Annotated in this window: 29 protein-coding genes and 2 pseudogenes; 13 read left to right on the forward strand and 18 right to left on the reverse strand. The window is 61.2% G+C overall.

What is annotated here, in order from left to right:
* Positions 1–39: 39 nt before the first annotated feature.
* The 3 genes from ACVWWJ_RS12005 to ACVWWJ_RS12015 all read right to left on the reverse strand — a co-directional run bounded on the left by ACVWWJ_RS12005 (position 40) and on the right by ACVWWJ_RS12015 (position 3500).
* Entirely contained in the window at positions 40–1326 is a 1287-nt protein-coding gene (locus tag ACVWWJ_RS12005; protein ID WP_456968019.1) for an NRAMP family divalent metal transporter, read from the reverse strand.
* 557 nt (positions 1327–1883) lie between these two features.
* Positions 1884–3014 (reverse strand): zinc-dependent alcohol dehydrogenase, encoded by a 1131-nt coding sequence (locus ACVWWJ_RS12010; RefSeq protein ID WP_456968020.1) that lies wholly within the window; start codon positions 3012–3014, stop codon positions 1884–1886.
* A gap of 135 nt (positions 3015–3149) precedes the next feature.
* Entirely contained in the window at positions 3150–3500 is a 351-nt protein-coding gene (locus ACVWWJ_RS12015; RefSeq protein WP_456968022.1) for a hypothetical protein, read from the reverse strand.
* A gap of 213 nt (positions 3501–3713) precedes the next feature.
* On the opposite strand from ACVWWJ_RS12015, the gene ACVWWJ_RS12020 reads away from it, so the two are divergent.
* The 3 genes and pseudogenes from ACVWWJ_RS12020 to ACVWWJ_RS12030 all read left to right on the forward strand — a co-directional run bounded on the left by ACVWWJ_RS12020 (position 3714) and on the right by ACVWWJ_RS12030 (position 9192).
* The gene (locus ACVWWJ_RS12020; protein ID WP_456968023.1) at positions 3714–5006 is read left to right on the forward strand and encodes a sigma-54-dependent transcriptional regulator; all 1293 of its coding nucleotides are present in this window, start codon (positions 3714–3716) and stop codon (positions 5004–5006) included.
* Between the two features lie 28 nt (positions 5007–5034).
* Positions 5035–5574, forward strand: a pseudogene (locus ACVWWJ_RS12025) (chemotaxis protein CheB); the annotation flags it as partial.
* A 60-nt stretch (positions 5575–5634) separates the two neighbouring features.
* The gene (locus ACVWWJ_RS12030) at positions 5635–9192 is read left to right on the forward strand and encodes a CheR family methyltransferase (protein WP_456969701.1); all 3558 of its coding nucleotides are present in this window, start codon (positions 5635–5637) and stop codon (positions 9190–9192) included.
* On the opposite strand, the gene ACVWWJ_RS12035 is transcribed toward ACVWWJ_RS12030, so the two are convergent.
* Entirely contained in the window at positions 9164–9805 is a 642-nt protein-coding gene (locus ACVWWJ_RS12035) for a hypothetical protein (protein ID WP_456968024.1), read from the reverse strand. The genes ACVWWJ_RS12030 and ACVWWJ_RS12035 overlap by 29 nt on opposite strands.
* A 210-nt stretch (positions 9806–10015) precedes the next feature.
* Here ACVWWJ_RS12035 and ACVWWJ_RS12040 point away from each other — a divergent pair, with 210 nt between their 5' ends.
* On the forward strand, positions 10016–10855 hold the full coding sequence (locus ACVWWJ_RS12040) for an SDR family NAD(P)-dependent oxidoreductase (protein ID WP_456968025.1): 840 nt from the start codon (positions 10016–10018) through the stop codon (positions 10853–10855).
* Positions 10856–10927: 72 nt separating this feature from the next.
* Here the strand turns inward: ACVWWJ_RS12040 and ACVWWJ_RS12045 are convergent, their stop codons facing one another.
* The 7 genes from ACVWWJ_RS12045 to ACVWWJ_RS12075 all read right to left on the reverse strand — a co-directional run bounded on the left by ACVWWJ_RS12045 (position 10928) and on the right by ACVWWJ_RS12075 (position 14780).
* Positions 10928–11779, reverse strand: coding sequence for an NAD(P)H-hydrate dehydratase (locus ACVWWJ_RS12045; RefSeq protein WP_456968027.1), 852 nt, complete (start codon positions 11777–11779; stop codon positions 10928–10930).
* Positions 11779–12546, reverse strand: a complete 768-nt coding sequence (locus tag ACVWWJ_RS12050) for a histidine phosphatase family protein (RefSeq protein ID WP_456968028.1) — start codon at positions 12544–12546, stop codon at positions 11779–11781. The genes ACVWWJ_RS12045 and ACVWWJ_RS12050 overlap by 1 nt, the downstream gene beginning before the upstream one ends.
* Positions 12543–12713 (reverse strand): hypothetical protein, encoded by a 171-nt coding sequence (locus ACVWWJ_RS12055; RefSeq protein WP_456968029.1) that lies wholly within the window; start codon positions 12711–12713, stop codon positions 12543–12545. Before ACVWWJ_RS12055 ends, ACVWWJ_RS12050 begins: the two co-directional genes overlap by 4 nt.
* 83 nt (positions 12714–12796) lie before the next feature.
* Positions 12797–13309: a YciE/YciF ferroxidase family protein gene (locus ACVWWJ_RS12060; protein WP_456968030.1), complete on the reverse strand. Its 513-nt coding sequence runs from the start codon at positions 13307–13309 to the stop codon at positions 12797–12799.
* Positions 13310–13329: 20 nt separating this feature from the next.
* Positions 13330–13839 (reverse strand): ferritin-like domain-containing protein, encoded by a 510-nt coding sequence (locus tag ACVWWJ_RS12065; protein WP_456968031.1) that lies wholly within the window; start codon positions 13837–13839, stop codon positions 13330–13332.
* Between the two features lie 639 nt (positions 13840–14478).
* Complete coding sequence (locus tag ACVWWJ_RS12070) at positions 14479–14634, reverse strand: hypothetical protein (protein ID WP_456968033.1); 156 nt, start codon at positions 14632–14634, stop codon at positions 14479–14481.
* Between the two features lie 14 nt (positions 14635–14648).
* Complete coding sequence (locus ACVWWJ_RS12075; protein WP_456968034.1) at positions 14649–14780, reverse strand: hypothetical protein; 132 nt, start codon at positions 14778–14780, stop codon at positions 14649–14651.
* A gap of 341 nt (positions 14781–15121) precedes the next feature.
* On the opposite strand from ACVWWJ_RS12075, the gene ACVWWJ_RS12080 reads away from it, so the two are divergent.
* The 3 genes and pseudogenes from ACVWWJ_RS12080 (at position 15122) to ACVWWJ_RS12090 (ending at position 17192) form a co-directional block, all read left to right on the forward strand.
* The gene (locus ACVWWJ_RS12080) at positions 15122–16093 is read left to right on the forward strand and encodes a chemotaxis protein CheB (protein ID WP_456968035.1); all 972 of its coding nucleotides are present in this window, start codon (positions 15122–15124) and stop codon (positions 16091–16093) included.
* Positions 16094–16158: 65 nt separating this feature from the next.
* Positions 16159–16811 (forward strand): annotated as a pseudogene (locus tag ACVWWJ_RS12085) (DUF6766 family protein).
* A gap of 114 nt (positions 16812–16925) precedes the next feature.
* Entirely contained in the window at positions 16926–17192 is a 267-nt protein-coding gene (locus tag ACVWWJ_RS12090) for a hypothetical protein (protein WP_456968036.1), read from the forward strand.
* 6 nt (positions 17193–17198) lie between these two features.
* On the opposite strand, the gene ACVWWJ_RS12095 is transcribed toward ACVWWJ_RS12090, so the two are convergent.
* The 4 genes from ACVWWJ_RS12095 to ACVWWJ_RS12110 all read right to left on the reverse strand — a co-directional run bounded on the left by ACVWWJ_RS12095 (position 17199) and on the right by ACVWWJ_RS12110 (position 20210).
* Positions 17199–17780 carry a DUF1989 domain-containing protein gene (locus tag ACVWWJ_RS12095; protein WP_456968037.1) on the reverse strand — a complete coding sequence of 194 codons (582 nt, stop codon included), beginning with the start codon at positions 17778–17780 and terminating at the stop codon, positions 17199–17201.
* Positions 17777–18439 (reverse strand): guanitoxin biosynthesis heme-dependent pre-guanitoxin N-hydroxylase GntA, encoded by a 663-nt coding sequence (gene gntA, locus ACVWWJ_RS12100; RefSeq protein WP_456968039.1) that lies wholly within the window; start codon positions 18437–18439, stop codon positions 17777–17779. Before gntA ends, ACVWWJ_RS12095 begins: the two co-directional genes overlap by 4 nt.
* Before the next feature lie 177 nt (positions 18440–18616).
* A complete protein-coding gene (locus ACVWWJ_RS12105) occupies positions 18617–19084 on the reverse strand; it encodes an Hsp20 family protein (RefSeq protein ID WP_456968040.1) in 468 nt (155 codons plus the stop codon).
* Between the two features lie 136 nt (positions 19085–19220).
* Entirely contained in the window at positions 19221–20210 is a 990-nt protein-coding gene (locus ACVWWJ_RS12110; protein ID WP_456969702.1) for a LysR family transcriptional regulator, read from the reverse strand.
* Between ACVWWJ_RS12110 and ACVWWJ_RS12115 the strand changes: the two genes are divergently transcribed.
* From ACVWWJ_RS12115 to ACVWWJ_RS12130, 4 genes are all read left to right on the forward strand, one after another.
* Positions 20185–20895, forward strand: a complete 711-nt coding sequence (locus ACVWWJ_RS12115; protein WP_456968041.1) for an SDR family NAD(P)-dependent oxidoreductase — start codon at positions 20185–20187, stop codon at positions 20893–20895. The genes ACVWWJ_RS12110 and ACVWWJ_RS12115 overlap by 26 nt on opposite strands.
* Positions 20896–20943: 48 nt before the next feature.
* Positions 20944–21189, forward strand: a complete 246-nt coding sequence (locus ACVWWJ_RS12120; protein ID WP_456968042.1) for a tautomerase family protein — start codon at positions 20944–20946, stop codon at positions 21187–21189.
* A 33-nt stretch (positions 21190–21222) separates the two neighbouring features.
* Positions 21223–21633, forward strand: a complete 411-nt coding sequence (locus tag ACVWWJ_RS12125; RefSeq protein ID WP_456968043.1) for a nuclear transport factor 2 family protein — start codon at positions 21223–21225, stop codon at positions 21631–21633.
* A gap of 74 nt (positions 21634–21707) precedes the next feature.
* Positions 21708–22022, forward strand: a complete 315-nt coding sequence (locus ACVWWJ_RS12130) for a helix-turn-helix domain-containing protein (RefSeq protein WP_456968044.1) — start codon at positions 21708–21710, stop codon at positions 22020–22022.
* On the opposite strand, the gene ACVWWJ_RS12135 is transcribed toward ACVWWJ_RS12130, so the two are convergent.
* Together ACVWWJ_RS12135 and ACVWWJ_RS12140 are read right to left on the reverse strand one after the other, a co-directional pair.
* Positions 22006–22455 (reverse strand): hypothetical protein, encoded by a 450-nt coding sequence (locus ACVWWJ_RS12135; RefSeq protein ID WP_456968045.1) that lies wholly within the window; start codon positions 22453–22455, stop codon positions 22006–22008. The genes ACVWWJ_RS12130 and ACVWWJ_RS12135 overlap by 17 nt on opposite strands.
* On the reverse strand, positions 22433–23203 hold the full coding sequence (locus ACVWWJ_RS12140) for a MipA/OmpV family protein (RefSeq protein WP_456968046.1): 771 nt from the start codon (positions 23201–23203) through the stop codon (positions 22433–22435). The genes ACVWWJ_RS12135 and ACVWWJ_RS12140 overlap by 23 nt, the downstream gene beginning before the upstream one ends.
* Positions 23204–23397: 194 nt before the next feature.
* Between ACVWWJ_RS12140 and ACVWWJ_RS12145 the strand changes: the two genes are divergently transcribed.
* Together ACVWWJ_RS12145 and ACVWWJ_RS12150 are read left to right on the forward strand one after the other, a co-directional pair.
* Complete coding sequence (locus ACVWWJ_RS12145) at positions 23398–24111, forward strand: response regulator (RefSeq protein WP_456968047.1); 714 nt, start codon at positions 23398–23400, stop codon at positions 24109–24111.
* Positions 24111–25424 carry an ATP-binding protein gene (locus ACVWWJ_RS12150; protein ID WP_456968048.1) on the forward strand — a complete coding sequence of 438 codons (1314 nt, stop codon included), beginning with the start codon at positions 24111–24113 and terminating at the stop codon, positions 25422–25424. Before ACVWWJ_RS12145 ends, ACVWWJ_RS12150 begins: the two co-directional genes overlap by 1 nt.
* A 6-nt stretch (positions 25425–25430) precedes the next feature.
* Here ACVWWJ_RS12150 and ACVWWJ_RS12155 read toward each other — a convergent pair whose 3' ends face one another.
* Positions 25431–26579 carry an alpha/beta fold hydrolase gene (locus ACVWWJ_RS12155; protein ID WP_456968049.1) on the reverse strand — a complete coding sequence of 383 codons (1149 nt, stop codon included), beginning with the start codon at positions 26577–26579 and terminating at the stop codon, positions 25431–25433.
* Positions 26580–26605: the final 26 nt, after the last annotated feature.

Raw genomic sequence — 26605 nt, forward strand, 5'->3', positions numbered from 1 at the left:
CTCGTCGTGTTGTAAGAACTCCCAGCGCACCGCAGCTGTTCATGCCTTTCCTGACATCCATAGCGCGAAGAACGCTATCGCCACTACCGCGGTAACGGCGGTTGTGCTCCACCCCAGTAGACGCGTGAGGCGACTGTTGGCGTGCTGGCCCATCATGTGAGGGTCCCCTGTCATGATCATCATCATGGCGAGGAGCGGCGGCACCGAAAGTCCCTGGACAATGCCGGACCACACCAGGGCACGCATCGGATTGAAGCCCAGCAGGTTCAGCACGACAGCGGCAACCGTCGCAAAAATGATCGTCGCGTAGAACAAGGGTGCTTGCCTGGGTGTGTCGTGCAGGCTGCCTGGCCTGCGGAATACCTGCACGACGTCGTATGCGGCGCCCGTCGTCATGACCGGAAAAGCCAGGAACCCTACGCCGACAATGCCCAGGGCAAATAGCCACTGCGCACCCGCGCCGGCAAGCGGTGCCAGCGCCTGCGCCGCCTGGCCGGCGCTGTCGATATCGTGCTCACCTGCCGCGTGGAGCGTGGCACCCGTCGACATGATGATGAAGTACAGGATGATGTTCGAATAAGCGACCCCCGCGAGCGCGTCGCGCTTCATGCGCTTCATCTCCCGGCTCGCCGGGGCCGGGCCATTTGCCCTCGGCGCCTCACCCGCATCCATACGTTCCTCCACCTGCTGATTGGACTGCCAGGTATAGACGTACGCCGAGAGGGATGTGCCAACACTAGCGACCATTAACGAGACGAACGCGGCGTCAGCGTGGAAGGTGGGAATGAAAGTCCCGCGGAGGACCTCCCCTATATCGGGCCCGGCCAGCCAAGCGGCTGCTGGATACGCAAACAGAGCGAGCGTCAGCCACCTGAAAATGCGGCGAAGTACAGCGTACGAACCAAGCACCTGAACACCTGTAATGGCACCTGCCACCACTAAGACAATTAGCCACGCAGGCAAGTGGATAAGCAATGCCAGCGCAGCCCCTATGCCACCGAGGTTGGCAGCGGCCTCGATGAGGTTTCCGGTCACCGCCACCACCGCAAGCGGATAGACCACCTTCCGCGGAAACCTGTCGTGCAACGCCGAGAAAAGCCCTTTCCCGTAAACACGCCCGATTTTCGCCGAAACGTACATCACCACGTACATCATCGGCAGCAGGATGGGTGCAACCCAAAGCGCTCCTAACCCGTACCGCGCACCAAGACTGGCATAGGTCCCAATGGCAGAGGGATCGTCGTCGGCGGCACCCGTGATGAGGCCGGTCCCGAGCCATCCCCAGCCCGGTGGCCGACGCCCCGATTCCTCTTTGCCGTCGGCCACCGTCTGAACCTGATGTCGTGTCGTATGCGTGGATGATGCGCTGTAGCGACGGCTGACACGGAGCGATCCGGTGAAAGGAAGATCATGTAGCTGAATGCTCAGGGCACACGGCGTGAAAATGCTGACCGCCTGCGAGGCCTCACCACCGCCGGATAATCCAGCGACTCAACAAGGCGACGCCAACCACGGCTACGACGGACCGCACGCGCGGTGACCGCCGCCCATCCGATAACGCGCTTTCGACCACATCGACACGATCAGCGAAGAGCAACATCAGCCAGTGTCGTAAATCGTTCTCGCTGTGGCGGAAGGCCCTGCGACGGACCCAGCCGCTGACGCCATGCGGCGGAACGCTTGTTCCAAACACGGGAGGCCTGCGCAGGTGTTCAGTCGACTGAAGAATTTCTACGCTCGTGACTTGAGGGGGCGGGTCGCCCCAATGCACGCCCTCGAGACGCGGCGGGGTCCGTTCCATAGGCACGGCGGGACGGTCGGCGCGGTCGAGATCGGCGCCCCAACCGACAATGCGGTCGCGCGGGTGAGACATGGCAAATTCCTCAAGCGGATGGAGCGGCGCCGACACTGACACCGGGCGGGATAAGCACCGTTTTGATGCAGCCGTCCTTCTTTCCGGAGAACATCTCATAGGCGTCACTCACTTCCTCGAGAGGGACGCGATGCGTGATGATTCCGCGTGGGTTGAGACGACCCGCGCGAATATGCTCGATGAGGCGCGGCAGGTGACGTTTGACGCTCGCCTGGTTCATGCGAAGCGTTAGACCCTTGTTCACCGCGTTGCCGATGGGCACAGCGTTGAACGTCGGTCCGTAGACGCCAACGATGGACACGTTGCCTCCCTTGCGCACCGAGTTGATCGCCCAGTGCAGCACGGTTGCCGCCCCCGCCTGAAGCTTCATGGTCACACCGGTGACCCGTTGCATCGTATTGCCGGAAGCCTCGCAGCCCACCGCGTCGATGCACACATCGGCACCCAGTCCATCCGTCATTCTCTTGATGTGGATGGCCATGTCTCCCACGCTACGAAAGTCAATGGTTTCGCATTGGGCGTACTGGCGCGCAAACTCGAGCCGGTAGTCGACGTGGTCGACAACGATGACGCGCCCGGCGCCCATCAGCCACGCACTGCGCGCGGCGAGTAAGCCGACAGGGCCCGCCCCAAAAACGACGACCGTGTCGTTCTCGCGGATGTCCCCCATTTCTGCGGCTTGATAACCCGTCGGGACCACATCCGTGAGGAGCACCGCATCTTCGATGTGCAGATCGGGCGGGATCACTGTCGGACCAATGTCGGCAAAAGGCACCCGTACATATTCGGCCTGACCACCTGCGTACCCGCCCGTCGTGTGCGAGTAACCATAAATGCCGCCTACGGCAGTCGCCTCAGGATTGACGTTGTGGCAGTTGCTGTACAGCTCGCGCTGGCAGAAAAAACAGGTGCCGCAAAAGATGTTGAACGGCACGAGCACCTTGTCACCCACTTTCAGGCGCTGGACCGAAGAACCCAGATCGACCACCTCGCCGACGAACTCGTGGCCGAAGACCGACCCCACGCGCGTGTCCGGAACAAGGCCGTGGTAGAGATGCAGATCGGAGCCGCAGATGCACGTGCGGAGCACCTTGACGACCGCGTCTAACGGGTGTTCGACGACCGGATCAGCGACACGCATAGCCGCGACGCGGTAAGGACGCCGATAAGTCGTAGCAAGCATAACGGTCTCCCTGGAGGTGTGCCTTCAAATCGTTGGCTGTGCTGACCCGCGAGGGCTCGCTTTCAGTGACTGTCTTCGCGCTCGGCGCGCTGATCAAGATCGCCCTGATCGACCGTCTCGCCTGCCCGACGAAAGCGCGACAGCCTCAAGGGGTGGGCGGGCGGCAGACTGGCGGCGCGTTGTTGCTCTCGCGGGCGTTGCCGGAAGGACATAGCCGTCCAGGCTCGTCCATATACCTTGCTCGTCCTCGATTCTCACGCGCACATGGCATCGTCGGGTTTTGCCCATGCTTTCAGCCAGGCGCAGTGCGTGCCTGAAGCATTCCTCCTGGCTCGCAAAGGCGCCCATGCGATGCAAGCCATGGAACACCTCCCAGGGAAATGCCCGTACCGTCTGAGCGTAGGGGAGGTACAGCGTTTCGAACGTGCCGGGTGTCTGGTTCATGCCCCTGTTCCTTCAAGAGCCATGCCAAGTGTCGCAGCCGCCAACGACGGGACGCTGCGGCGCGGGGTGGCAGGATTTAACCCTTGCGCACGGAAAGTCTTTCCTTTCACACGGAAAAATATTCACGGCACACACTTCTCACGCTGCCATCACGCCGCAGGTTTGAGTGTCCCAAGGGTAGGCCGCAGCCGGACGCGAACCCATAGGGATCCAATGAAGGAAAATCTGCTCATTCTCGACGACGACCTCTCCTTCGCTGCGCACGCCGCAACGATTGCCCGCGAGGCCGGCTTTGAAGTGCATCCGGCGCTGACCCTCGGCGAGGCCTTGTCGGCGGCGGAGCATCGGAGCTTTGACTGTGCCCTCATCGACATCGGGCTGCCGGACGGCTGCGGCCTGGACCTCCTCTCGAGCAAGAAGCTCGCCGGGGCGTCCAAGATTGTGATGAGCGGTGACTCGGCGCTGGCGGCATGGGCGGGACGCGAGATCCCGGGAATGCTCGGGTTTCTGACAAAGCCCTTCCGGTTTGCAGCCTTCCGTGACCTGTTGGATCTGCGCAGAGCTTCCCCCGCCGCAGCGACGCAAGTGAGCGGCAGAAGTGTCCACATGCTGGGCGAGTCCCCGGTGATGAGGCAGGTCATCCACGAAATAAGGGCCGTCGCACCCACCCGTTTTCCCGTCATGCTTCATGGTGCCAGCGGTACAGGTAAGGAATTGGCCGCACGCATGATTCACGAAGAAAGCGGGCGGACCGGCGAACTCATTACCGTCAATTGCGCCGCGATATCGCCCGATCTCCTGGCCAGCCAGATGTTTGGCCACAGGCGGGGCAGTTTTACCGGCGCCATCGAATCCCATGCCGGCCTTATTGCACAAGCCGAGGGCGGTACCCTCTTCCTTGACGAAATCACGGAAGCGCCTCCTGCCGTGCAAGCCGCACTTCTGCGCTTCCTCGAATCCGGCGAGGTCACCACCCTCGGCTCACGCGGCCCCCGGCAGCTGGACGTTCGCGTGGTTGCCGCAACCAACAGCGAGCCGCTGTCTGCGGTGGCAATGGGCCGCCTCCGGGCGGATCTGTACTTCAGGGTAGCCGGCTTCGAGATTCGCATGCCCGACCTCAGGGAGCGCGAAGGAGACGTCGAAATCATTGCGCGCGGCATGCTGACGGCACTTAACAAGGAGTACGGCACCGCCCGCTGGTTCGCGAGCGACGCGTTCGACCTCGTCCGGGGCCACCCGTGGGAAGGCAACGTACGTGAACTCAGGCAGGCCGTGCAGCGGGCCTGGCTTGGCAGCGGCGATTCCCTCGTTCTGCGACCGGCGAGTCGCCTCCAAGCGGAGTCGGTACCGGAGACCCTCGAAGCGATAGAGCGACGAGCCATCCTCGAAGCCCTTCTCACATGCGGAAACGACCGTACTGCCGCCGCCCGCCGTCTCGGCATCAGCACGAAGACGATCTACAACAAGCTCGCACGCTATCGCCTTATGCCGTCGCCATCCTCATAATCGGTACTTAATGTCGAAGGATGATGCGATGTCCATTCCTCCCCAGCCACGCGATCCTGAGACTGACCCTAACCTGCAGTCTGGCCACCTCGACTTTCCGGTGGTCGGTGTCGGTACGTCGGCCGGCGGTCTTGCGGCATTGGCCCGCCTCTTTGAGGGGCTTCCGTCCGAGCCCGGTGCCGCCTTCGTGATCGTGATGCACCTGTCGCCCAAGCACGACAGCATCGCCGACAAGATTCTGCAAAAGTCGACGCCCATGCGTGTCACGCAGGTGACCGAACCGACCCGTCTACGTAAAAACGAGGTGTTCATCATTTCGCCGCGAAGCGGCCTTTCGATGAACGACGGCTACCTCCGCCTCGTCGACATGGACCGCACGCGCGGAAAGCACGTGGCCATCGACTTCTTCTTTCGCACTCTGGCCGAGGTCCACCGCGAACGCGCCGTGGCCGTCATCCTCACCGGGACAGGCGCGGACGGCGCGGTCGGAATCGCCCGTATTCGCGAGCGTGGCGGCGTGACCCTTGCCCAGCATCCGGACGATGCCGAATACGACCAGATGCCAAGAGCGGCCATCGCGACCGGCGCGGTCGACATCGTCTTGCCCGTTGCCGAACTTTCCGAGCGCATGCTGCTGCTGTTTCGCGAGTCCTCGAGGATCATGATGCCGCCGCTTGGAGAGGCGCCTGACTCCGCGCCCGACAGCCCTCCTCCGCCGACGGGCTCGCCCGTCGACGAGGATGCGTTGCGCGACATCATGCTGATCCTCAGGGCAAAGACCACCCATGACTTCCGCTCCTACAAGCGGGCGACCGTGCTCCGCCGCATCGAGCGACGCATGCAGGTCAACGGCATCACTACGCTCGAAGCATACCGCGACTTCCTCCACGACAATCCGAACGAACGGCCTGCGCTGCTGAAGGACATGCTCATCAGCGTAACCAACTTCTTCCGCGACCGCGAAGCCTTCGAGGCGCTCGAGCGAATCGTCGTTCCGCAGCTGCTCGACGGAGCCAAAAACGAAGATCGACGCATCCGGGCCTGGTGTGCCGGTTGTGCGACCGGAGAAGAAGCGTATTCGACCGGAATGCTGCTGACGGAAGCGGCAGCGCCTTCGGACACGGTCGTGCAGGTTTTCGCCACCGACATCGACGACGATGCCATCGCCTATGCGCGCCAGGGATGCTACCCCTCCTCCGTCGTTACCGATATCGCTCCGGGTCGGGTCACCCGTTTTCTGGTCCGGGACGATAATTTCTTCCGCGTGGCGAAGCCGCTTCGTGAAAGCGTACTGTTCGCGCGGCACAACGTACTCCAGGACCCGCCCTTCTCCCGGCTCGACCTCATCACCTGCCGGAACCTTCTCATCTATCTCAACCGGGATGTTCAGGCCCACGTTCTGGAGATGTTCCACTTTGCCCTTCGGCCGGGAGGCTTTCTCTTCCTCGGCAGCTCCGAATCGGCAGATGTCGACTCGAAACGCTTTACCGCCGTCGACAAAAAGAACCGCATTTACCGGGCCAACGCGGTCGCTCGCACCGGGTTTTACCTCGGGTCCTCTGCAAGGCAGGTTCCGCCTCAGTCCGCTGTCGGCGTCGCCGCCCAGCAGTCATCGCAAAGTCGCCCGTCGCTCAGTGACATTCATCGCAAAGCAGTCGAAGACCGGCTCCCGCCCAGCATTCTGGTCGACCGGGATGGCCATGTTGCCCACACTTCGGAGGATGCCGGCTCTTATCTGAGGATCACCGCGGGGGCACCGTCGTATCTGCTGACCTCGCTGATTATTCCCGAGCTCAGGCTCGAGTTACGCGCATCCTTATTCCAGTCGTCGCAGTACAGTCGCCAGGTCCGGTCGCCGCCGGTGCGGCTCGATCGCGACGGCAAACCGGTATCGGTGACGATCGAGGTCAGGCCCGTACGGGACCAGGAAACCGAGGCGGGTTATCAGCTGGTGGTTTTCCATGAACAACCGGTGGCGGATGCTGTCGTCAGCGACCTGGCCTCTGAACAGACGCCGCTTCTTCTTCAGCTCGAAGAAGAGCTCAAGCGGGTCAAGGAACAGCTCCAGATCACGATCGAAGAATCGGAAACCTCGGGCGAAGAGTTGAAAGCGTCCAACGAAGAGCTGCAGTCCATCAACGAGGAGCTCCGCTCCGCGACGGAGGAGCTGGAGACCAGCAAGGAAGAATTGCAGTCCATTAACGAAGAGCTGATCACGGTCAACCACGAGCTCAAGCTCAAGGTGGACGAAACGGCGAAGATCAACGACGACCTGCACAATCTCGTTGCATCGACCGACATCGCCACGGTCTTCGTGGATCGTGACATGTGCATCAAGCGCTTCACGCCCAGGGCAGCCGATGTCTTCCGGCTGATTCCCGCCGATGTGGGAAGGTCATTGCTTGACCTCAATCACAGCCTCGATTACCCCGATCTGGCCAACGATGCCGAGCAGGCTTTCCATTCACTGCGAAGTATCGACAGGGAAGTCGGGAGTGCCGAAGGACGCTGGTACATCGCGCGCATCCTTCCGTATCGAACGGCGGAGGATCGCATCGAAGGTGCCGTGCTCACATTCATCGACATCACCCGCCGCCGCAATGCCGAGGAGACGGCGCGAAGCAGTGAAGAGCGTATGCGCCTGGTTGCTGATAGCGCGCTGGATTACGCCATCATCACGACGGACCCCGAAGGAGTCATCACGTCATGGAGCCGCGGAGCAGAGCGGATTTTCCGGCACTCGGCCATGGACGCCATTGGCCTGCATGGCGACCTTATCTTCACTCCTGAAGACCGGGCGCGTGGCGCCTTCAAGCGGGAGATGGAAGTCGCCAACGTCGAGGGCCGCGCGAACGACGACCGTTGGCATCTGCGCGCCGACGGGCAGCGCATCTTCTGTAGCGGAATCACCACACCACTCCGGCAAGGCGGCTTTCACGGCTACGCGAAGATCGCCCGCGACGTCACGGCCGATAAACAACGCGAGCACGAACGCGAAGAATTGCTGCTCGCCGAGAAAGCATCACGGGAACAGGCCCAAAGTGCGATCGAGCTCAAGGACGAGTTCCTTGCGGTCATGTCCCACGAACTCAAGCATCCGTTGAACCTCATTCTGATGAATGCCGAGCTGGTCGGCCGTTCGGCGTCGGGTTCGGATGATGCGACGCTCAAGCGCGCAGCGGAGGCCATCCGGCGAACCGTGGAGGGGCAAGCGCAGATTATCGACGACCTTCTTGATCTGTCTCGGCTTAATACAGGGAAGCTCGCACTCAAACTTAGCCCCGTGAACGTGTCCGAATGCATCCGTCGCATTGCAGACGGCATGGAGGAAAACCTGGCCAGGCGGCACGTGACGTTGACCCTCGACCTGCCGGATGACGACCTGGTTATCACCGCCGATGGCACAAGGGTCGAGCAGGTGATCTGGAATGTGCTGAGCAACGCGTTGAAATTCTCCCGCGATGGCGGGCAAATCAAGGTGGAAATGGAGGTCGGCGCGGACTGCGCCTCGTTGACTATCGTCGACAACGGCATTGGCATGGCGCCAGAGCTGGTCACGAGGGTGTTCGAGATGTTCGAACAGGGTATGAGCAGATCGAGCCGTGGCGGTGGTCTGGGTATCGGGCTCGCGCTAGTGAGACACCTCGTTGAGCTGCACGGGGGAACGGTCACCGCACAGTCTGATGGGCCGGATCGGGGTTCCGTGTTCACCATCGCCATCCCCGTTCACGCGAGCCAGGCCGTCAGCGACACGGTTGAGGACCCTGCTGTAGCGACCACGAGCGTGCTTCACGGCAGGCGCATCCTGATAGTGGACGACTCCGAGGAGCTCTTGCAGCCGTTCGCCGAGCTTCTCACGCTGGAAGGAGCCCATGTGGTCTCGGCTAACGGGGGAGCCGAAGCGCTTGGCCTGCTGGTGGATGGGTCGTTCGACACGCTACTGTCCGACATCGGCATGCCCGACATGGACGGCCACGAGCTGATACGGCGCGTGCGGACCATGCCTGCCACCGAGCGGATCGTGGCCGTTGCCCTGACCGGGTTTGGGCGCCAGGTGGACCACCGTAGCGCGCTGGATGCGGGATTCGACGCGCACCTGAGCAAGCCTGTCTCCATGAACGCGCTTATCCAGACGCTTACCCGTTTGTTCGACGAAGCTAGGCCAGCGCGTGAAGCGGCAAGGTGACGACCATCCAGTGGGTTCCCTCGGCCGTCACCTTGAGATCGCCGCCATGACGAGCGGCTATTTCACGGGCCGTCCATAAATTGAGGCCGTCACCGGCAAACGGAGAGCGGGTAAGTTCCGGGCGTTGCAGACCGTCGGAGCTGAGGGTCAACACCAGGCTCGCTCCCTCGCGGCGCCCCGACAGGCGCGCCATGGACGCTCGCAACGAGCTCGTCTCGACGGCGATGCGGCGCATGAGCGCCTCGAGCGCCTTGGCTGGAACAGAGACCTCGCACGAGTCGCCTTCATAGCTTATTTCCACGGTCTCATCGCCAAGGTCTACCATCGCCCGTTCCAGGCATTCCCTGGGATCGCTGCCTGCAGCGCCACCCTCGGCCATGTCGGCCATCGATGCAAAAATTTCCCGGAGATATCGGCCGAACCCCTCGCAATCGACCATGAGGGTGGCTGCGACCGTTCGCGCCTTGGCAATATCGTTGCGGCGCAGGAGGTGGTCGATCAGTTCCGATTGCAACAGCAGCCCGCCCAAGGGCGTGCCGAGCGCATGGGCCGCATCCCGGCGGAATTGCGGGTCACCGAGCACACGCCGGGCCTCGTCAGAAGTCTTCGTCATAGCTGAGTGACCGAAACCTGCGGGACGGGCCTACGAAGATACGCCGGCCGTGTGAAGGACACCGCGTAAAAGTGTAGTCATCTGATGACGTAATAAAACAACGTCAAGTCGTTTAGCCGGCTTGAACACCCGGCGTTCAACTGTTGCAGCCGACACTGCGCGTGCATCCCATCAGGAACATGTCATGAACCCGACGGTTGGTGATTTCTCATGAACGACGAAGTCGCGCTCATCACCGGTGCCACCAGTGGCATCGGTTTGCATCTTTCGCACCAGTTCGCCAGGCACGGTCATCCGTTAGTGCTGGTCGCACCCGAGGCTGGCGAATTGGACACGCTGGCCGGTGACCTGAAAGCTCGCTACGGCATTCGTACCCTGTGTATCGCCCTGGATCTGGAAGACAGTGACGGCGCGGCCCACGCCATGGAAGCGGTCGAGGGTACGGGCTGGAAGGTCGACATCCTGGTGAACAATGCCGGGCACGGTTACAAGGGCCTGTTTTGGGAACTTCCCATCGCCACGCACCTGTCCATGCTGAGGCTGAACGTGGAGGCGGTCCTTCGGATGACCGCGGTGTTCCTGCCCGGGATGGTAGAGCGTCGCCGTGGCCGCCTTCTGACGACGGCATCCATCGCAGGCTTCGAGCCGGGGCCGACCATGGCGGTGTACCACGCAAGCAAGGCTTTCGTGCTGTCCTGGAGCGAAGCCCTGGCAACAGAGCTCGACGGGACTGGCGTCACCGTGACGGCGCTCTGCCCGGGACCCACCGACACCGACTTCTTTCCCAAGGGAGATATGGAACAGAGCGTCGCGTTCCAGAAGGCGAACCTGATGGACCCGGAGGAAGTGGCTGTCGAAGGTTACAAGGCAGCAATGGAGGGCGAGCGCGTCGTCGTAGTGGGCGGCCTTAATAAGGCGATGGTGTTCTCGAGGCGGTTCATGTCGGAATCGATGCAAGCGAAGATGAACGAAAAAATGTACGAAGACGTCGACGACGGCGGACGCCAGCGCGTCCGTGGTGACAAAGAGACCACGCCAGGCGGCGGCTAAGCTCCGTTGAAGATTGGACCTATACGGCGTTGGGAGAAGATCCCGACGCGGGCTCTCAAGCACGCCTGGCCGTCAGCGCAGTCGATCCAGCAGCCGCGGCACAAAGGGCGACAGCTCCCGGGCGAGGAAGCCGACGTTCCCCGAACGCCGGCTCGCCAGTTGCCCTGCCCGTGCATGGAGCGCGACCGCCCAAGCGGCGGCCTGCTCGAGTCCCGCGCCGCGAGCGATCAATCCCACAAGAATGCCGGCGAGGACGTCACCCGAGCCTGACGTCCCGAGACCGGGGGCAACGACGTGGTGCACCCACCGTTCGCCTCCCGGGGCCGCAATCCAGGTGGTCGGGCCCTTGAGTACCACGACGGCATCGAAACGCTCGGCGGCGGCCTGGGCTACGGCTGCCGCGTCGCGCCTTACCTCGTCGGGCGTCATCCCCATCAACGTGGCCATTTCGCCGACATGAGGCGTCAGCACAGCTCGACCACTAGCGGGCGCGATGGCATCGGCGTGGAGGCTGCCAGCGTCGATGACGGCGGCGGCGGCGGTCCTGGTCACTTGCACCGACGTGGGCGACGCCGCTGTCGCCATGCCCGGACCAACGAGGACAGCGGTCGCCGCGCGCACGAGGTCGACCTGGGTCTGGCTAAGTGGTCCCAGCTCGCCACCGGGGACCGCGTCGACAGCCTCTACGGCTGCTTCGGGCACGGCGACACCCACAGGTGTCGCATTGCCCGCGACAGTCATCATCATGAGTTTCCCGGCACCCGCGCGAAGCGCGGCTTCTCCCGCAAGCACGACGGCCCCCGGAACGCGCTGCGAGCCACCGACGACGAGGACCCGACCGCGATCCTCCTTACTCTCGCTTTCATCAGCGGAAGGCAGCGGCCAGCGCCCGAGCAACGCCCTGGTAATGCGTTGCACTTCCATCAGCGAGCTCCTGCAGGTTCGTCCTTGGCCGTGGTCACTTCGTGGCGCTCCAGCGTCGGCGGGACGAAGCGGCCATGGCGCAATGTGAAACTCACCGGCGGGCCAGGGAGAATGTCGTATTCGGCATACCCGCCGTTCGGGAAGTCCCCCTCCCGGTCAATGGCGAGAATGTCGGCTTCGCGCATGCCTTCGAGCAGGTAACGAAAACAGTTGACGATGACCTGGTGGCCGACGACGAGAACGCGATGGCCGGGGCCCCGCAGGCGAATACCGTCGACGATGCTACGCAGGCGGAGTATCACGTCACACCAGCTTTCCCCGCCCGGCGGACGGAAATAAAATTTGCCGAGCAGACTTCTCTGCTCCGCGAGTGCCTGATGCTTTGCCTCGATGCCCTTACGCGTGTAACGGTCAAGAATGCCGAACTCCTTCTCGCGCAGGCGCTCATCCACCTCAATGGAGCGCTCTTCAATGCCGAGCGCTGAAGCAATGATGGCAGCGGTCTGGTGGGCTCGAACGAAGGGAGACGACAGGATGAGATTGGGGCGCTCCTCGTCAGGCCGGGAGGCCAGCCAGTCCGCCGCCGCCTCCGCCTGGCGTATTCCAAGTTCCGACAGCGGTACGTCCGCGTCACGATGCTTGAGCGTAATCATCTCGTGACCTTCCGACTCGGCAAGATCTCGAGCGACGTTGCCCGCACTCTGGCCGTGGCGGAGGATGTAGAGCTTGCCGGGGGATCCGTGAGAATGCTCGTTCGGAACGTTCACGAGCCGCCTTTCTCGTCGGTCTCCGACCCCTTGGACGCAGGCTGCTCTTTCTTGCGCTGGTTGTCCTGGCCAGTATCGTCCAGGGCATCGCCCGAAGAAGTCGTCGGTTTTTCTTTTGTCTGCTCTTTGCCGTCAGAAGAGGCCTCGTTTTTGTCGGATGTGTTCATGGTCAGATTTCTTCTGTAGCTGCGTGGTACGCAGAAATGGGAGAAAAAAAGGGCCGCGACCCACGCGGCCCTCCCCTGGGAACTCAGGCAGCTTTGGTCTTGCTCTTCTGCGCGGCTTTCTGGTTGCCGGCGGATTCCGCCAGAAGGGTGAGCTTTTCGTCAGCAGCCTTCTCCTCCTTCAGCGTGGCTTGCAGCAGAGGAATGGCGTCGGTGTATCCGAGCTGCTTTGCAATCGCAGAAATCGTGCCATACGACGCAATTTCATAGTGCTCGACTTTCTGCGCGCCGCCGATTAGAGCGGCGTCGCGAAGGGGACCCTCTTCGACTTCATCGATGACCTCCTTGCCTTCCTCGACCAGGCCTTCCATGGCGGCACACTTGATGCGCTTGAGCCGGATGTCGAGCAGCTCGACAATCTGGTCGATCCGCTCGACCTGACCGAGGGTTTCTTCAAGATGGGATTCGAATGCTTCCTTGAGCGCGGGCGACGAGGCAGCCCGGGCCATTTTCGGCAGCGCCTTAGTCAACTGTTTTTCCGCACTGTAGATGTCGGACAGCTCATGGATGAAAAGGTCTTCAATGGTCTTGATGGCCATGCTTTTTCTCCCGGATTATGTCAGCGCTTTGCTTCAACGTCAGGTGTGGCGTCCCTCGCCAGAAACTCTTCCGTCAATTCGGGCAGGTTTTCCAGGATCCACCGGGCCATGGCCTCTTCCTGGGGCAAAATCTCCTCGCACACCCGGACCGTTTCCTGGTCACCAGCGATCTGTGCGGCCGCAATCAGGGCCGTGTAAGTTGCAATTTCCAAATTCTCAAAGACATAGCCCGCGATAGCGCCCTTGACGATTTCGTCGGAGTTGAGCGCCCCGCCTGCGGCCTGACCGAAAGCCATGACCTTGCCCATGACGTCTTTCATCGCCGACGGCTTACCGCCCAGACGTTCAATGCAGCCTGCAAGCAGCTTCTGCTGGCCGAGAGTCTCTTGCAGGTGCTGCTCGATTCTCGCCTTGATCTTTGGATAGTGCTCAATGCGCGAGGCCTGGGCCTTGAGCATCTGCTCAGCTTGCTGCTCCATGGCATGCGCATCCCGGAGCCAGTCGATGAGGTTTTCGTTGAGTTCTGCCATGGTGGTACTCCTCCCGTGATTTCGTGCCGGGAGAATCGCTGCGCCGCGCGTGGAGGGAGGTCAAAACACGGTGAACAGCCTGTCCACGTTTGTGATGTCCTCATGGCGAGGCCGGACTGTCACCCCGCAAGCCGAATGACGGCCACGACAACGACACCGACAAGCACCAGGATCCCGGCTCCGATAGCGGCGACCCGCAACAAGACGACGCTGCCCACCGCCGTCGGGGTTTCGTCCTTTCCACTCGGACTTTCCCTATGCTCAGGCTTCAACGACAGCGGCATAATCAATGCTTCTTGTCGGCTGCGCGCATCGTTTCGGTGCTCGTGTTCGTACCCTGCCCTTTCAAAGGCTCGGGGCGTGGCGTCCCGTACGCGTCCCGGGGTCCCTTATTCTTGTCGCCAGTAGTATTCAGCCCGTCGGTCAGGTGTTCGTTTGCCTCTTTCTTTCGCGTGGCTGGCGTTTCGACGACGGTCTGGGGCGCCGAGTTAGCGGTCTGCTTTTTGACGTCAGCGGGGTGACCAGCCTCCTCCTGACCATACGCCAGTAGCGGCAATGAGCAGACGAGGAGACCTATAAGTAGTGAACGCATGGGGATACCCCTTTCTCAGGAGGAATTCGTCGAGAACCTGCCCTGGGTCAGCGCACGCCCTCGTCGCGCTTGGACGCCTTGTCCATTTTTTCCTCACCCTTCTCGATTTTCTTATCGCGCTGGTCCTGCAGCGGCTTGTCCTGCTTGGCGACGTAATCGAGATTCCGGTCGCCCGATTGCGGTTTGTGATTCTGGTCAGCCATGGGCATCTCCTGTCTCAGCCGTGGTCTTCGTCGTCATGGGTTTGCTGCGGGGATTCCTTGGGCTTGGGCTTTTTCTCAACATGGTCAGCCGCGGTGTCAGGCACTAACGGCGGCAGATCGGTTTTTCTCTTTTCAGATTCCGTCATGGTTGGGTCCTCTTTTGTGTGCCGTCCACGTTCGACCCTTGGGTGTAACCGGGGGAGAAAACCTGCGTGAAGACAGTATTGAGGACTTGCGATTCAAGGGTCGGACGCGCGCGGCTGGAAGTCGAGTTGGCGACGGGATCGGAGAGGAGGGCCACACTGCCAATCGCACGGAAGATCGTGAGCACGATTAGCCCTCGCCTGCATCGCCCCGTCACGCTGCGGCGGACACGATTTTCCCAGGGACATCGAAGAGAGCTTTTATGGGCAGTGAACGGGATCCGGAAGACGAAGCCACGGCGGCAGGCCCCGTCGGGGAAAGCCGCGCTCTCGAGCCCGTCTCGATGCCGCCACTGGTCGCGATCGGCGCCTCGACGGGCGGTGTCGAAGCGCTGCGCACCGTCTGCGCTGGACTGCCAGGCGACTTAGCTGCCGCCGTATTTCTCGTGCTGCATGTGGACTCGCACCCAAGCATCCTTCCGCGGATTGTGTCGCGGAGCGCGCTGCTCCCCGCGGATCATGCCCTTCATGGCGATCCCGTCGTTGCGGGGCGGATCTACGTCGCTCCGCCGGACCACCATATGACGGTGCAGGAAGGACGTGTGATGTTGTGGCGCGGTCCCAAGGAGCATCATGCGCGGCCGGCGGTCGATCCACTCTTCCGAAGCATCGCGAGCCAGGGTGTCGGAGCGCTCGGCATAGTCTTGACGGGCGACCTGAGCGACGGCACCCAAGGGCTCCTCGCCATCCGGCAAGCAGGTGGCCGGACCCTCGTGCAGAATCCAGACGAGGCGGTCGCCCCCGGCATGCCACACCACGCTCTCCTGCATGGTGCCGCCGAACGGAGTCTCCCGGTGAAGGATATTCCCAAGGCGATCATCGACTGGGTTGCAAATGTCGCGGCTGGCGGCGACCAGGAGGCCGTGGAGACGGAAACGGGCCCTGTCGAGGTCGGGTTAGGCGTCGACTTTCACGCGTCGAACCGGACAGTCTTCGTGTGCCCCTCCTGCAAAGGATCGCTACAACGCGTCAATGGCTCGCCCAGCGCGTTCACGTGTTACACCGGCCATCGCTTTACCCTCGAAACGCTAGCGCACGAGCAAAGTCAGGACACCGACCAGGCGCTGTGGTCTGCGTATCGGGCGCTTTGCGAGAAATCGTTCTTGCTGCAACTGCTTGCGGAAGAAATGCAGGCGCACGGGCAGACCGAACAGGCGTCGATCTATCAGAGCCGCTCGGCGGAGACGGCGGCGATGGCCGCAGAGGCGCTCGGCATGGCTACGCGCTCCCCTGGCAGTGTTGCGGACCGGGGCTAGGTCGGCTTCAGGTCGGACCAGCGTAGCCAACGTCACTGGCTTGTTCGGGCTTCACAAGGACATCTATGAAACGCTTCCTCAGAAGAAACGGTCTGAGCATCGTGGTTCTGCTCATGATGCTTTCGGCCTGGTCCGCCCAGGTCGCCACGGGCTTCGCTGCGCACAATCAGGAACTGGCTGAACACCACCAGCCGTCGCTGCGGTTTGCCGAATATCTGGCAAGTGGAGACTTGTGGTCGGCGACGTTTGAAAACTGGGAGTCGGAATTCCTGCAGATGGGCGTGTATGTCGTGCTCACCGTCTGGCTTCGCCAAAAAGGCTCCGCCGAATCGCGGCCGATGGACGACATCGAAGAAAAAGATGGTGAGCCCACGCCCATCCATCTCCAACCGAAGGCATGGCGCAAGGGTGGCATCATGCGCTGGCTCTATGCCAACTCCCTGTCGATCGCCTTCCTCTTTCTTTTCCTGCTGAGCTTCACGGGCCATCTTTTCGGAAGCTGGCGCAAATCCGTTGCCGACGCTCTCATGCACCACCAGCCACCGGAAAGTCTCCGCCAGTACGCCGTCGACCCTTCGTTCTGGTTTGAATCCTTTCAAATTGGCAATCGGAGTTCCTTGCCGTTTTCTCGCTCGTGGTTCTTTCCATTTTCCTGCGACAAAAAGATTCTCCGCAGTCGAAGAAGGTCGACGAAGCCAACGGCAAGACGGGAACCTGACGCTGCCGAACTGCGGCTTCACCGACGTTACGCGGCGCATACAAATCCGCGACGGCGGTGAGCGCTACCAAAACGCATGCTCAATCCCCTCCCGCCGCCGACCGGAATGCTCCGATGCTCCGACGCAAATCGCTCTCGTACGCATGTGAAGAACAGCGCATCCGACTGGCGAATCTTCTGGCCATTCTTCGAGAGCTGGACGATTTCGGCGTAGTCGGGCTCGGGGAGAAGGCGCAGGTTCTCGATGCGGACGGTGAGGTTCTGAGGTCGGTCCTTCTCGGCGAAGCGATGACTGACGCACTCGCCAGAACCCTCGAACACGCGGCGGGCAGGCCTCACTACTGGATGGATGCCGAACACCGCGAGCATTCGCGGACGTAGCAATCCTTAGTCAATCTCATAGTGGATGGGCTTGAACTGAAAGTTGTTCGACATCCCCGCCGAGCAGGCCGTCAGGCCGATGACAAGATCCATGTGTGCGCGAAACCGTGTCCTGTCGCCTGGCTTGCTCAGAGGTGGCTCGACCGTCAAGGTTCCTGTCTGTCCGTTGACTGGCACATTCATGAAGACGTTGAACGCCGTCGGGATCTGGTCGCCTTGGATACCGTGAGGCGCCAGCGCTGCACGCAGGTTCCCAAAGCAACCCCGGTGCGGCTCGTCGTGACCGTAAAGCTTACGGAACATCTCCGCTGAGCAAGGCGCCAGCAGAAAGTCATGGCGGCCTACGTCGTCTTCCATAATTTCGAGCATGACGTTGCTGCGGTTCGAATAGAGCAAGTCGCCTGTCGACAGGTAAATCTTGCTGGCGTAGTCGAGTGTCCGCCCTGACGACAGAACCTCGTTGGTGTCGTGCTTACCGAAAGCGATGAGGTCGGCGACCTGTTCGCCCTCAGGATCGATAACAGTGAGGGTTTGACCTGCCGGCAACAGGAACGCTACCCCGCTTTGGGGCTGAATCACTTCCGTCACTGCTTGCTCCCATGGGGTTTGAAGGGGCATTCCCATGCACCCTGGATGTGTCGGCCACTGTACTGCAGTGCTTCCGAGCTTTCGCCGTGCACGGCTAGCATGGGGTTCGCCGAACCGTTCAACGCAACATCGCGTTCGATGATCGCTTCACGCAGGCGGTCATAGCGTCCCTGCTCCCGGAGATATTCAAACTGGGCGTGTAGGTTGAAAACCATGGCTGGATGGGACAGCCGCCGAGCCGCGCGGCTCGCGCCTGGGTGCAAGCCGATGACATAGAAGCTTTTGCCGCCCACGCTCATCGAGAACTTTTTGTCTGACGGGTCGGGACTGACCGTTCTGTCCCACTCGAAACGCTCAAGGTCCACGTCGTGGATGCCCTGAAGGCGCGAAAAAAGGCACTGCTCGAAAGAGATCTCGTCGAGTTCCGGGCTGCCAGGGAAATGGACGACCAGGCTATGAAAGACGTGGTCGGGCTTGTGGCGTGTTGCAAACGCCTCGATGGCTTCGGCAATTGCCGCGTCGTCCTTCCCACACCTGATGTCGGTCGCTTCGACATGTGTGACCTGGTCGCGGGCGAACGCAGTTTTTGCCGCAAGGCACGGAAACGTCTTGCTCGCTAGATGTGCAGCGAAGGCTGCTTCGACGGAAGAACCGGACATGAAACGCTCGCATGGAAATGCAGAGCGCTAAGTCTTGCCGCTGGCCCGTGAATACATGGGGCCGCAACCGTGAACGCAGGACAACCTATGTCGTCGTTTGACACCAGGATGCAGACTCGGCCTTCACGGTCTGTCACGCGGAAGGGCCCCGCCTCCTTGCGGGGCCTCTATCGGTGGTTAAGCAGCGGCTTGGTCGAGCAACTGTTTAACCGATTCATGTGAAGAGCGTTCGGAATCGATGTTGATCCGACGCGGCTTCAATGCTTCCGGCACTTCGCGCTTCAGCTCAATCGACAGGAGTCCATCAGCGAGCCTTGCCCCGACGACGTGCATGTGTTCGGCAAGCTCAAACCGGCGCTGGAAGGGCCGCGTTGCAATGCCCCGGTGCAGGTACTCGCCTTCCGGCTTGTCCTGGCGCTCGCCGCTGACCGTCAGCGCATTGCCATGGATGGTGATGTCGAGGTCGTCCTCGCGAAAACCGGCCACTGCCATGGTGACGCGATATTCGTCTTCACTGAGCTTGACGGAGTCGAAGGGCGGATAGTTATCCGTCGACGGCGCGCGAGTGGACGCTTCAAGCAGGTCGAGTACGCGGTCAAAGCCGACGCTTGAGCGATAAAGGGGAGCAACATTGAGAAGGGTCATAGCCAAATCCTCGTGTGAGCAAAATGGATGGTCCTCTAAGGTTCGGACCGGACTCTGGTGCCGGTCCCGAAGCGACCGGCGATGCGTAATTTATTCCGCCGGGCGGAAATTTCAAGATGGTGGATTCAGATATTGTTTAACGAAACAACTCGGTTTCCCTCTCAAACATTTCGACGATCTCGTCAGCGATGACCCGGATGGACGCATCCTTCCGGTCGCGCCGACGGGTCACCAGGTAAACGTCCCTCGATGAGGGCAACGCACCCAGGTCACAGATGCGCAACAGCGGATCGCTTCGGCCGATGTAGTGAGGAATGAGCGCAAGGCCAGCGCCTGATCGCGCGGCAATCGATTGAAGGAACTGATCCTTGGCACGGAAGGCGACGCGAGCCCGTGGAAAAGTCTCGGACATCCATGTTGCTGCGGATATATAAGCATCCGACTCGTTGAAGCCAATGAGAACAAGGTCGCCACCGGCCTCGACGGATCGACAAGCCGCATCCGTACCGTAAAACCCATAGCCCACCGTAGTCAGCGGGCGGGCGATGATGTCACCGTCCGTCGGCTTGTCGAACCGGATGGCGATATCTGCCTCGTGGCGCTCAAGACTGACCGACCGAAGGACCGGCGCGAGGTCGATATCGAGCCGCGGGTAACGCATGGCCAGAAGCACGAGGCGCGACGTGAGGAATCCTGACGAAAGCCCCGGCGATGCACTGACCCGCACCAATCCGGCAGGGGAACCATCGGTCATGCCTCGGCCGAGGATCTGGGCTGACTGCTCCATATCGCTTGCAGCCTCCAGCGCATGCGTCCCAGCCGGCGTCAGCACGTAGCCCTCGAGCCGCCGCTCAACGAGCTTCTCGCCGAGACTTTGCTCCAGGGAATGAATCCTGCGCGCCACCGTGGCGTGACTGACAGAGAGCATGCGAGCAGTGGCGGACAGGCTGCCCTGCCGGGCCAGAGCCACGAACACCCTGACGTCCTGCCAGTCGAGGTCTGTACGTTTTTGAACAGCCATTGATCGGATATAGCCAATTTTCGAGACCCGTACAGTGCCGTAGATTCTGCCCATCACGCAAGCACAACGGAGCAGAACAATGTCACAGACCAAGAAAGTGGCCATCGTCACCGGGGCATCCCAGGGTATCGGCGAGGGCATCGTCAACGGGTTTCGTGCACGCGGTTATGCCGTGGTTGCCACGTCCCGCTCCATCAAGCCCTCCACGGATCCGGACCTGGTGACGGTGGCCGGTGATATCGGTGATCCGGAGACGGGCAAGCGCCTGGTTGCGGCGGCGCTCGAGAAGTTCGGTCGCATCGATACGCTGGTGAACAATGCCGGGATCTTCATCGGCAAGCCGTTCGTCGACTACACCGAAGAAGACTATCGGCTGAAGCTGAAGACGAACCTGGACGGGTTTTTCTTCACTACCCAGCAGGTCGCCCCTGTCATGTTGAAACAGGGCAATGGCCACATCGTTCAGATCACGGCGTCGACGGCGGAGTTCGCCAGCTCGCGGGGTCCCGCCTTTATCGCAATGCTGACGAAGGGCGGCATGAACTCCGCCACCAAGAGCCTGGCAATTGAATATGCCACGCGCGGCGTCCGAGTGAACGCCGTGGCACCCGGGGTCATCCGCACCCCCATGCACGATCCGAAAATGGTCGACCAGCTGGCGGCTTTCCACCCGATGAACAAGCTGGGCGAGGTCGAAGACATCGTCCGCGCGGTGCTCTATCTCGAGGATGCGGCCTTCTCCACGGGCGAAATCCTGCACGTCGATGGCGGCTTGATCGCCGGTCGCTGACCTAACCAGGGGCGCGCGCCAGGCGGCCCCACCCTCTTGGAGAACCTTATGCCGATCGTAAACATCCTTGTGACCCGTGAGGGCACCAGCCCGGGTGCAGTCCGCACCACCCCCGAACAGAAGGCGGCCGTTTACAAAGGAATCGCCGACCTGCTCTTCGATGTCATGGGCAAGCCGCATGACGACACCATCGTGCTTTTTCACGAGCACGACATCGAGGACATCGGGCAGAGCGGCCTGCCGCTGGACCAGTTCCGCATTCAACGTGCCCGCGAGAGGCAGGCCAGGTCCTGAAGTCAAACGCAACTAACCATAGGATTCATCCGAATGAACACGGCACATGTAGACGCCTACTTCGAGGCACTCAGCAACAGGGACAGTCTGCGGATCGTCCCCCACTTCGCCGACAACATTGTTCTCCTGGGTCCGATCTTTCCTGAGCCGACCGAAGGTAAGGAGGCGGTCGTTGAGGTGCTTACCGGGTTTCTAGAGACAATCGACACGCTAGATGTGAACCTACGGTTCGCTTCGGAGCGAGACGTCGCCGTCTTCTTCAGTTTCACCTGCAACGGAATCTCGGTGAAAGGCAACGAGCACCTGCATCTGGATGAAAACGGGCGAATTGACCAGATCGAGGTAGCGTGGCGGCCACTGCCTTCCGCCGTGCTCGTTCAAGAAGTATTTGCCGGCAAACTCGGCTTTGAGGCGATGCGCCTCGTTCCGGCATCGGCCGCGTAACTGCAATGGATGCGCACGGCCGAAAAGCTCGCGGTGCGCTAGCCAACTGGCAACTTCGCGTCGCGCTCTCGTGTATGAGCAATCAGACATCGGTGAGGTTGGCCGTTCGAGAAGCCACACGTGCTTGCGGGGTGTCCCGCGAGCACTTTTCGCGCGCGTTCAAGATTGCCACCGGCATGAGCCCGAGCCGATGGCACCTGGAAAAACGGATCGATCGGGCGCAGGGTCTGATCGCGGAAACCGAGCTATCCCTAGCCGCCGTGGCTGCACATTGTGGCTTTGCCGATCAAAGTCACCTTACCAACGCCTTCAAGAGGCTTCGCCACCAGAGCCCTGGCGCCTACCGACGGTCGCTTGTTGAGCGCAACGGGTTCACCCGTCACGATTGAACGACCAGGCCAGCGGAAGATGAAAAGCGTCGCACCCTTCCGTGCAGAAGAAGATCCCAGCCTTTCCGATAAGCACCAGCTCGACACCGTTGGCCCGCAACCGGAGTACCTGGACGGTTCTCGGGTTGGTCAAGACCGTGTTGACGAGCACTTGCGCCTGCAGGACACGATGAGCGCTGCCCCACTCCCACGTCACCGACGCGGTGTGGGCCACAACCGACATATACGCCTCGCCGGCGCGTGGGTCTGCCATGAACTGCAGGCGCTGGTCGGCCGTGTCGTGATCGTCGTGGTGCTTGGGATACATGGCCAAACCACCGGCCACCAACATGACAAGCGCGACCCAGCGCCAGACAACATGCACTATCGTGCCGCCCTCGGCCGCGCCCCCATTGTTGGGACCGGTGCCCTTAGAACTGATAGACCAGAGCATATGCACCACCCACGGCGTTCGCCTTCTGAACCACGGGACTGTCGCTAACAGCTTTTGCGTAATGCGTGCCGCCCAACGTAAGCCGGCTCGACCAGTGCGTTCCCAGGGCGTGCGTCCACGACACGCCGACCTGTTCGGCGTAGATACCCCCACGTCCCACAAAGGGCGCGAAGCGACTGGCCCGGCTCTGCTCCTGCGTCACGCCGAAGTACGTTTGCGTATAGTCCCTATTGGCGATGTCTACCGATCCTGTCAGTTCAATGCTGTCGTGATCGGCTTGCCAGACTGCCAGGCGCCCTTGCAAATGCAGGGTCGCGCCGTAGGAGTGGCCAAGCGCCTTACTCGCGACCACGGAGACATCGGCGATTTCGCTGAAACGATAGGTGGCACCAACGTTGCCGACAGCCGACTGCCTGATGTCGCCCATGCCCTTCAGGAAATCGGAGCCCGGCCGGATCGCATCGTTCTGATCTTTGCGCCCGGGATCGAACCCCGCAGAACCGGTGAACACCCAATGTTGGCCCAGTGTGATCTCATAGCCGACGCCCTGCGCGAGGTCTGCAAAGAAGCCATTACTGAAATGTGCTGAAGCCACCAACTGGGGTGCAACGCGGTAATCCTTACTTCCTGCGTAGCGAGGCAGATACGAAAATCCGCCGCCGACAAGGTAGGAAGTGTCAGCGGGGTTAGCCTGGGCGATACCGGCGAACAACATCAGAGTAGCGAGCGAAATAACCGGTTTTTTCATTGCTGGGGAGTTCTGAAGTGGGAGCGTAATCGTAGGTTGGTGCGCCCCGCGCGTCTGTGGGTAAATTGAGTCCCAAATGTCTTTTTTTGTGGTTATCTGCAGCGATTTGTCGATCGTCTCGTTCGCCGCGTTACACGCGTGTTCCGTGCACTAGATCGGCTACATTAGACGGGCCCTTTGTTGTCTGAAAAACCATGGCCTGCTACCAACTATTACTCGTCGAAGACGACGTCCGCCTTGCCGCTTTGATCGCGGAATTCCTGGGCAACTATGAATTCGCCGTACATGTCGTCAGCTCGGGGACCGACGCAGTCGAGCGCTTTGCCCAGCTGGCTCCTGACGTGGTCGTTCTCGACTTGATGCTGCCTGGCCTGGACGGCGTAGAGGTGTGCCGTCGTATACGGAGTGCTGCACGCACTCCCATCTTGATGCTCACGGCGCGGGCAGACGTATACGACCAGATCGCCGGACTGGAGATTGGTGCGGACGACTATGTCCTGAAACCCGTGGAGCCTCGACTTCTGCTCGCGCGGCTGCGTGCCATATTGCGGCGCACGGCGGTCGAGCCAACGACCGTCGAACCGACTCACCCGTCCCGGGTCGTCTTCGGCCAGCTGTGCATCGACGACGTTGCAAGGGAAGCACAATGGAAAGGTAAAGTACTCGACCTCAAAACGGTCGAGTACAACCTGCTGCGCATCTTCGCGCTTTCCCCGGGGGTTGTCCTTACTCGGGACGACTTGATGCGATCGTTGCGCGGCGTGGGTTTCGACGGCCTGGACCGAACCATTGATGCAGGAGTGTCACGGCTGCGCCGACGATTTGACGATTTAGCGCAGGAGCCGCAAAAGATCAAAACGGTATGGGGCCAAGGCTATTTGTTCAATCCGTATGCCTGGGAGGACTAATGGGCCCGCTTCGGAGTTTCTATCGGCTTTTCTTCATCCTCCTGGGTAGCATCGCACTGTCGGCGACCGTGGTGGTACCTGTTCTTCACCACCTCTTCGTCGTGCGGTTCGACACGACTCCGGACAGCGATCTCAGCGAATCGCTGTACACCTTTCGCGACAGACTCTCCCGCGTCCCACCAGACCAATGGCAGATCTACATCGATCGCTTTCGAGCGCCCCTGTCGCTCTTTCCTGTCGCGCTCGAACCGTTGGCTCGGCACCCATTCTCCCCTGCTGACGCCCGGCGACTCGCCTCGGGCATGACCGTCACCACCGGGCCCGGTGAGGTGGCGGTCGCCATGCCGGGATCCCCGACGCTACTGAAGCTGCGACGCATCCACTATAGCGTCGTTACCAACGCTTTCAACTTGCTGGCGTGGAGCATCTTCAGCCTGATCCTGGTGCTCAGTATCTACGGCTGGCTGCGGGGGCACTGGCGCGATCTCGGCCGACTACGTGGCGCCGCAGAAGCATTTGGACAAGGCCGTTTGAATGGGCGCGTCAACCTCGCTAAAGGATCGGAACTCGGGTCGCTGGCGGCGTGCTTTGACGCCATGGCCGGACGCATTGAGGTGCTGGTGGCCAGCCAGAACGATATGATTAACGCCATCTCACATGAACTGCGCACCCCCATCGCCCGTTGTGGATTTGGCTTGGCCCTGTTGCAGTCGGCGACTGCGGACGACCAGCGAAAACGCCACATCGAGGCGCTTAAAGTCGACCTGGAAGAGCTGGACGCGCTCGTCGGCGAGCTGTTGTCATACGGCGCCATCGACCGCGCCGACCGTCCACACGAGATCCAGGAGGTAAGGATGAGCGAACTGCTGGATAGCGTTGTCGGCAGCCTCGCCCTGGAAATGGACTTTCACCGTGTTCGTTGCACGGTCGATACTCCCGACGCCGCCGCCCTCCTGGATCCGAGGCGCACCTCGCGCGCGGTGTTGAACCTTTTGAAGAATGCAATGAAATACTGTCAAGATGAGATTTCCTTGACCGCCTTTATCCATGGCGACTCCTGGGTGCTCCAGGTCGACGATAACGGCATCGGCATTCCGCCCGCTGACCGACACGTCATATTCGAGCCTTTTCATCGACTGGACCGCAGCCGCGACAGGAAGACCGGCGGATTCGGGCTTGGCCTCTCCATCGCAAGTCGTGCAATCGTCTCGCAACGTGGGCATATTCAGGTCAGTGAGTCGCCTCTAGGCGGCGCACGATTTGAGATCACCTTGCCCGCCGCCGTGCCCCAAAGACACCAAGCCATGTCATGACTCGCGTCACTGATTTGGCAAAGCGGCTGCATACTCCCCGGAGCGTGGTGATGGCGTGGCCAACGGCCGAATGTCACGGACAAGGTCAACCAACATCTGGCCGGGGGCGTCGAACATGACGTCGTGGGCGGCCCGGTCTATCGTGTAGAGCGCTTTTTTCGGAGCTCGTACGTGGGTATAGAACTGCTCGACGATTGCCGAAGGGGTAGCCATGTCGTTGCGGCCGGCAAAGAAGAACACGGGGCAAGCGAACGACGTGCTCGATTCAAAATTCACTTCCATGAGTTGCGGCACCAGTTGCACAACCGACTGCATTTCGCCGCGCTGCGCTGCCTCACGGTCGCTGTCGTTGTAAGCCGCACTTAATGATTGAAAGACATCTTCGGGATCAGTGCGGCGCCCGTATCGCATGCCGCCGAACTCAACCACCCACTTGCGCTCGCCACCGATCTTTTCGAGAGAAAGCGGGCTCCCTGCCGGGCCGGGGTATGGCGCCAGTGCGTCCAGTTCGTGCACGGCGGCGGTATTACCCGCTTGCACCGCGGCAGCCCTGGCCATGACCCAACTCTGCGCCTCGTTCTTTCGAGCGTTGATCATCTGCCCCACGCCGACATAGGCATACAGCGCATCGGGCCGATGCAAGGCCACCCGCATTCCGAGGACACTGCCAAAAGAATGTCCCATGAGGAAAATCTTTTGTTTGCCATAGGTCTTGCGCAGATAATCGACCAGTTCTTCAGCGTCCGCTTGCATGCGGTCCAGGGTCAGCGGCGTTGCGGGCTGACCCGACGCGGCCGCAAGTGTTTTGCCGGCTCCGCGCTGGTCCCATTGGACGACAGTGAAGAAATCTTCCCAAGGCCGCTGGAAGATCCAACTCTCCGGCATCATGGGCGAACCGGGGCCGCCGTGGATGAACAGCAAAACCGGGTTGTCCGGATTCGTGCCCCGGACGCTGATCCACTGCTTGATCCCACCAATGTCGACCGCTTTCAGTTCGTCGATGCCACCTTGCGGGATTGCCTGCGCCTCGGCGACGATCCGCGCGGCCGAGTCCAGGGTCGGCGCCGCGGATTGTGCAGATGCTGCGACGGCGAACAAAAGAGACATGCTCGCGGTGAATCCACGGCGGATATGGCGCATCTGATTTCTGCTCATGTGACGATTCCGGAGGAGGGCCGCGC

The organism is Luteibacter sp. HA06 (assembly GCF_054061215.1).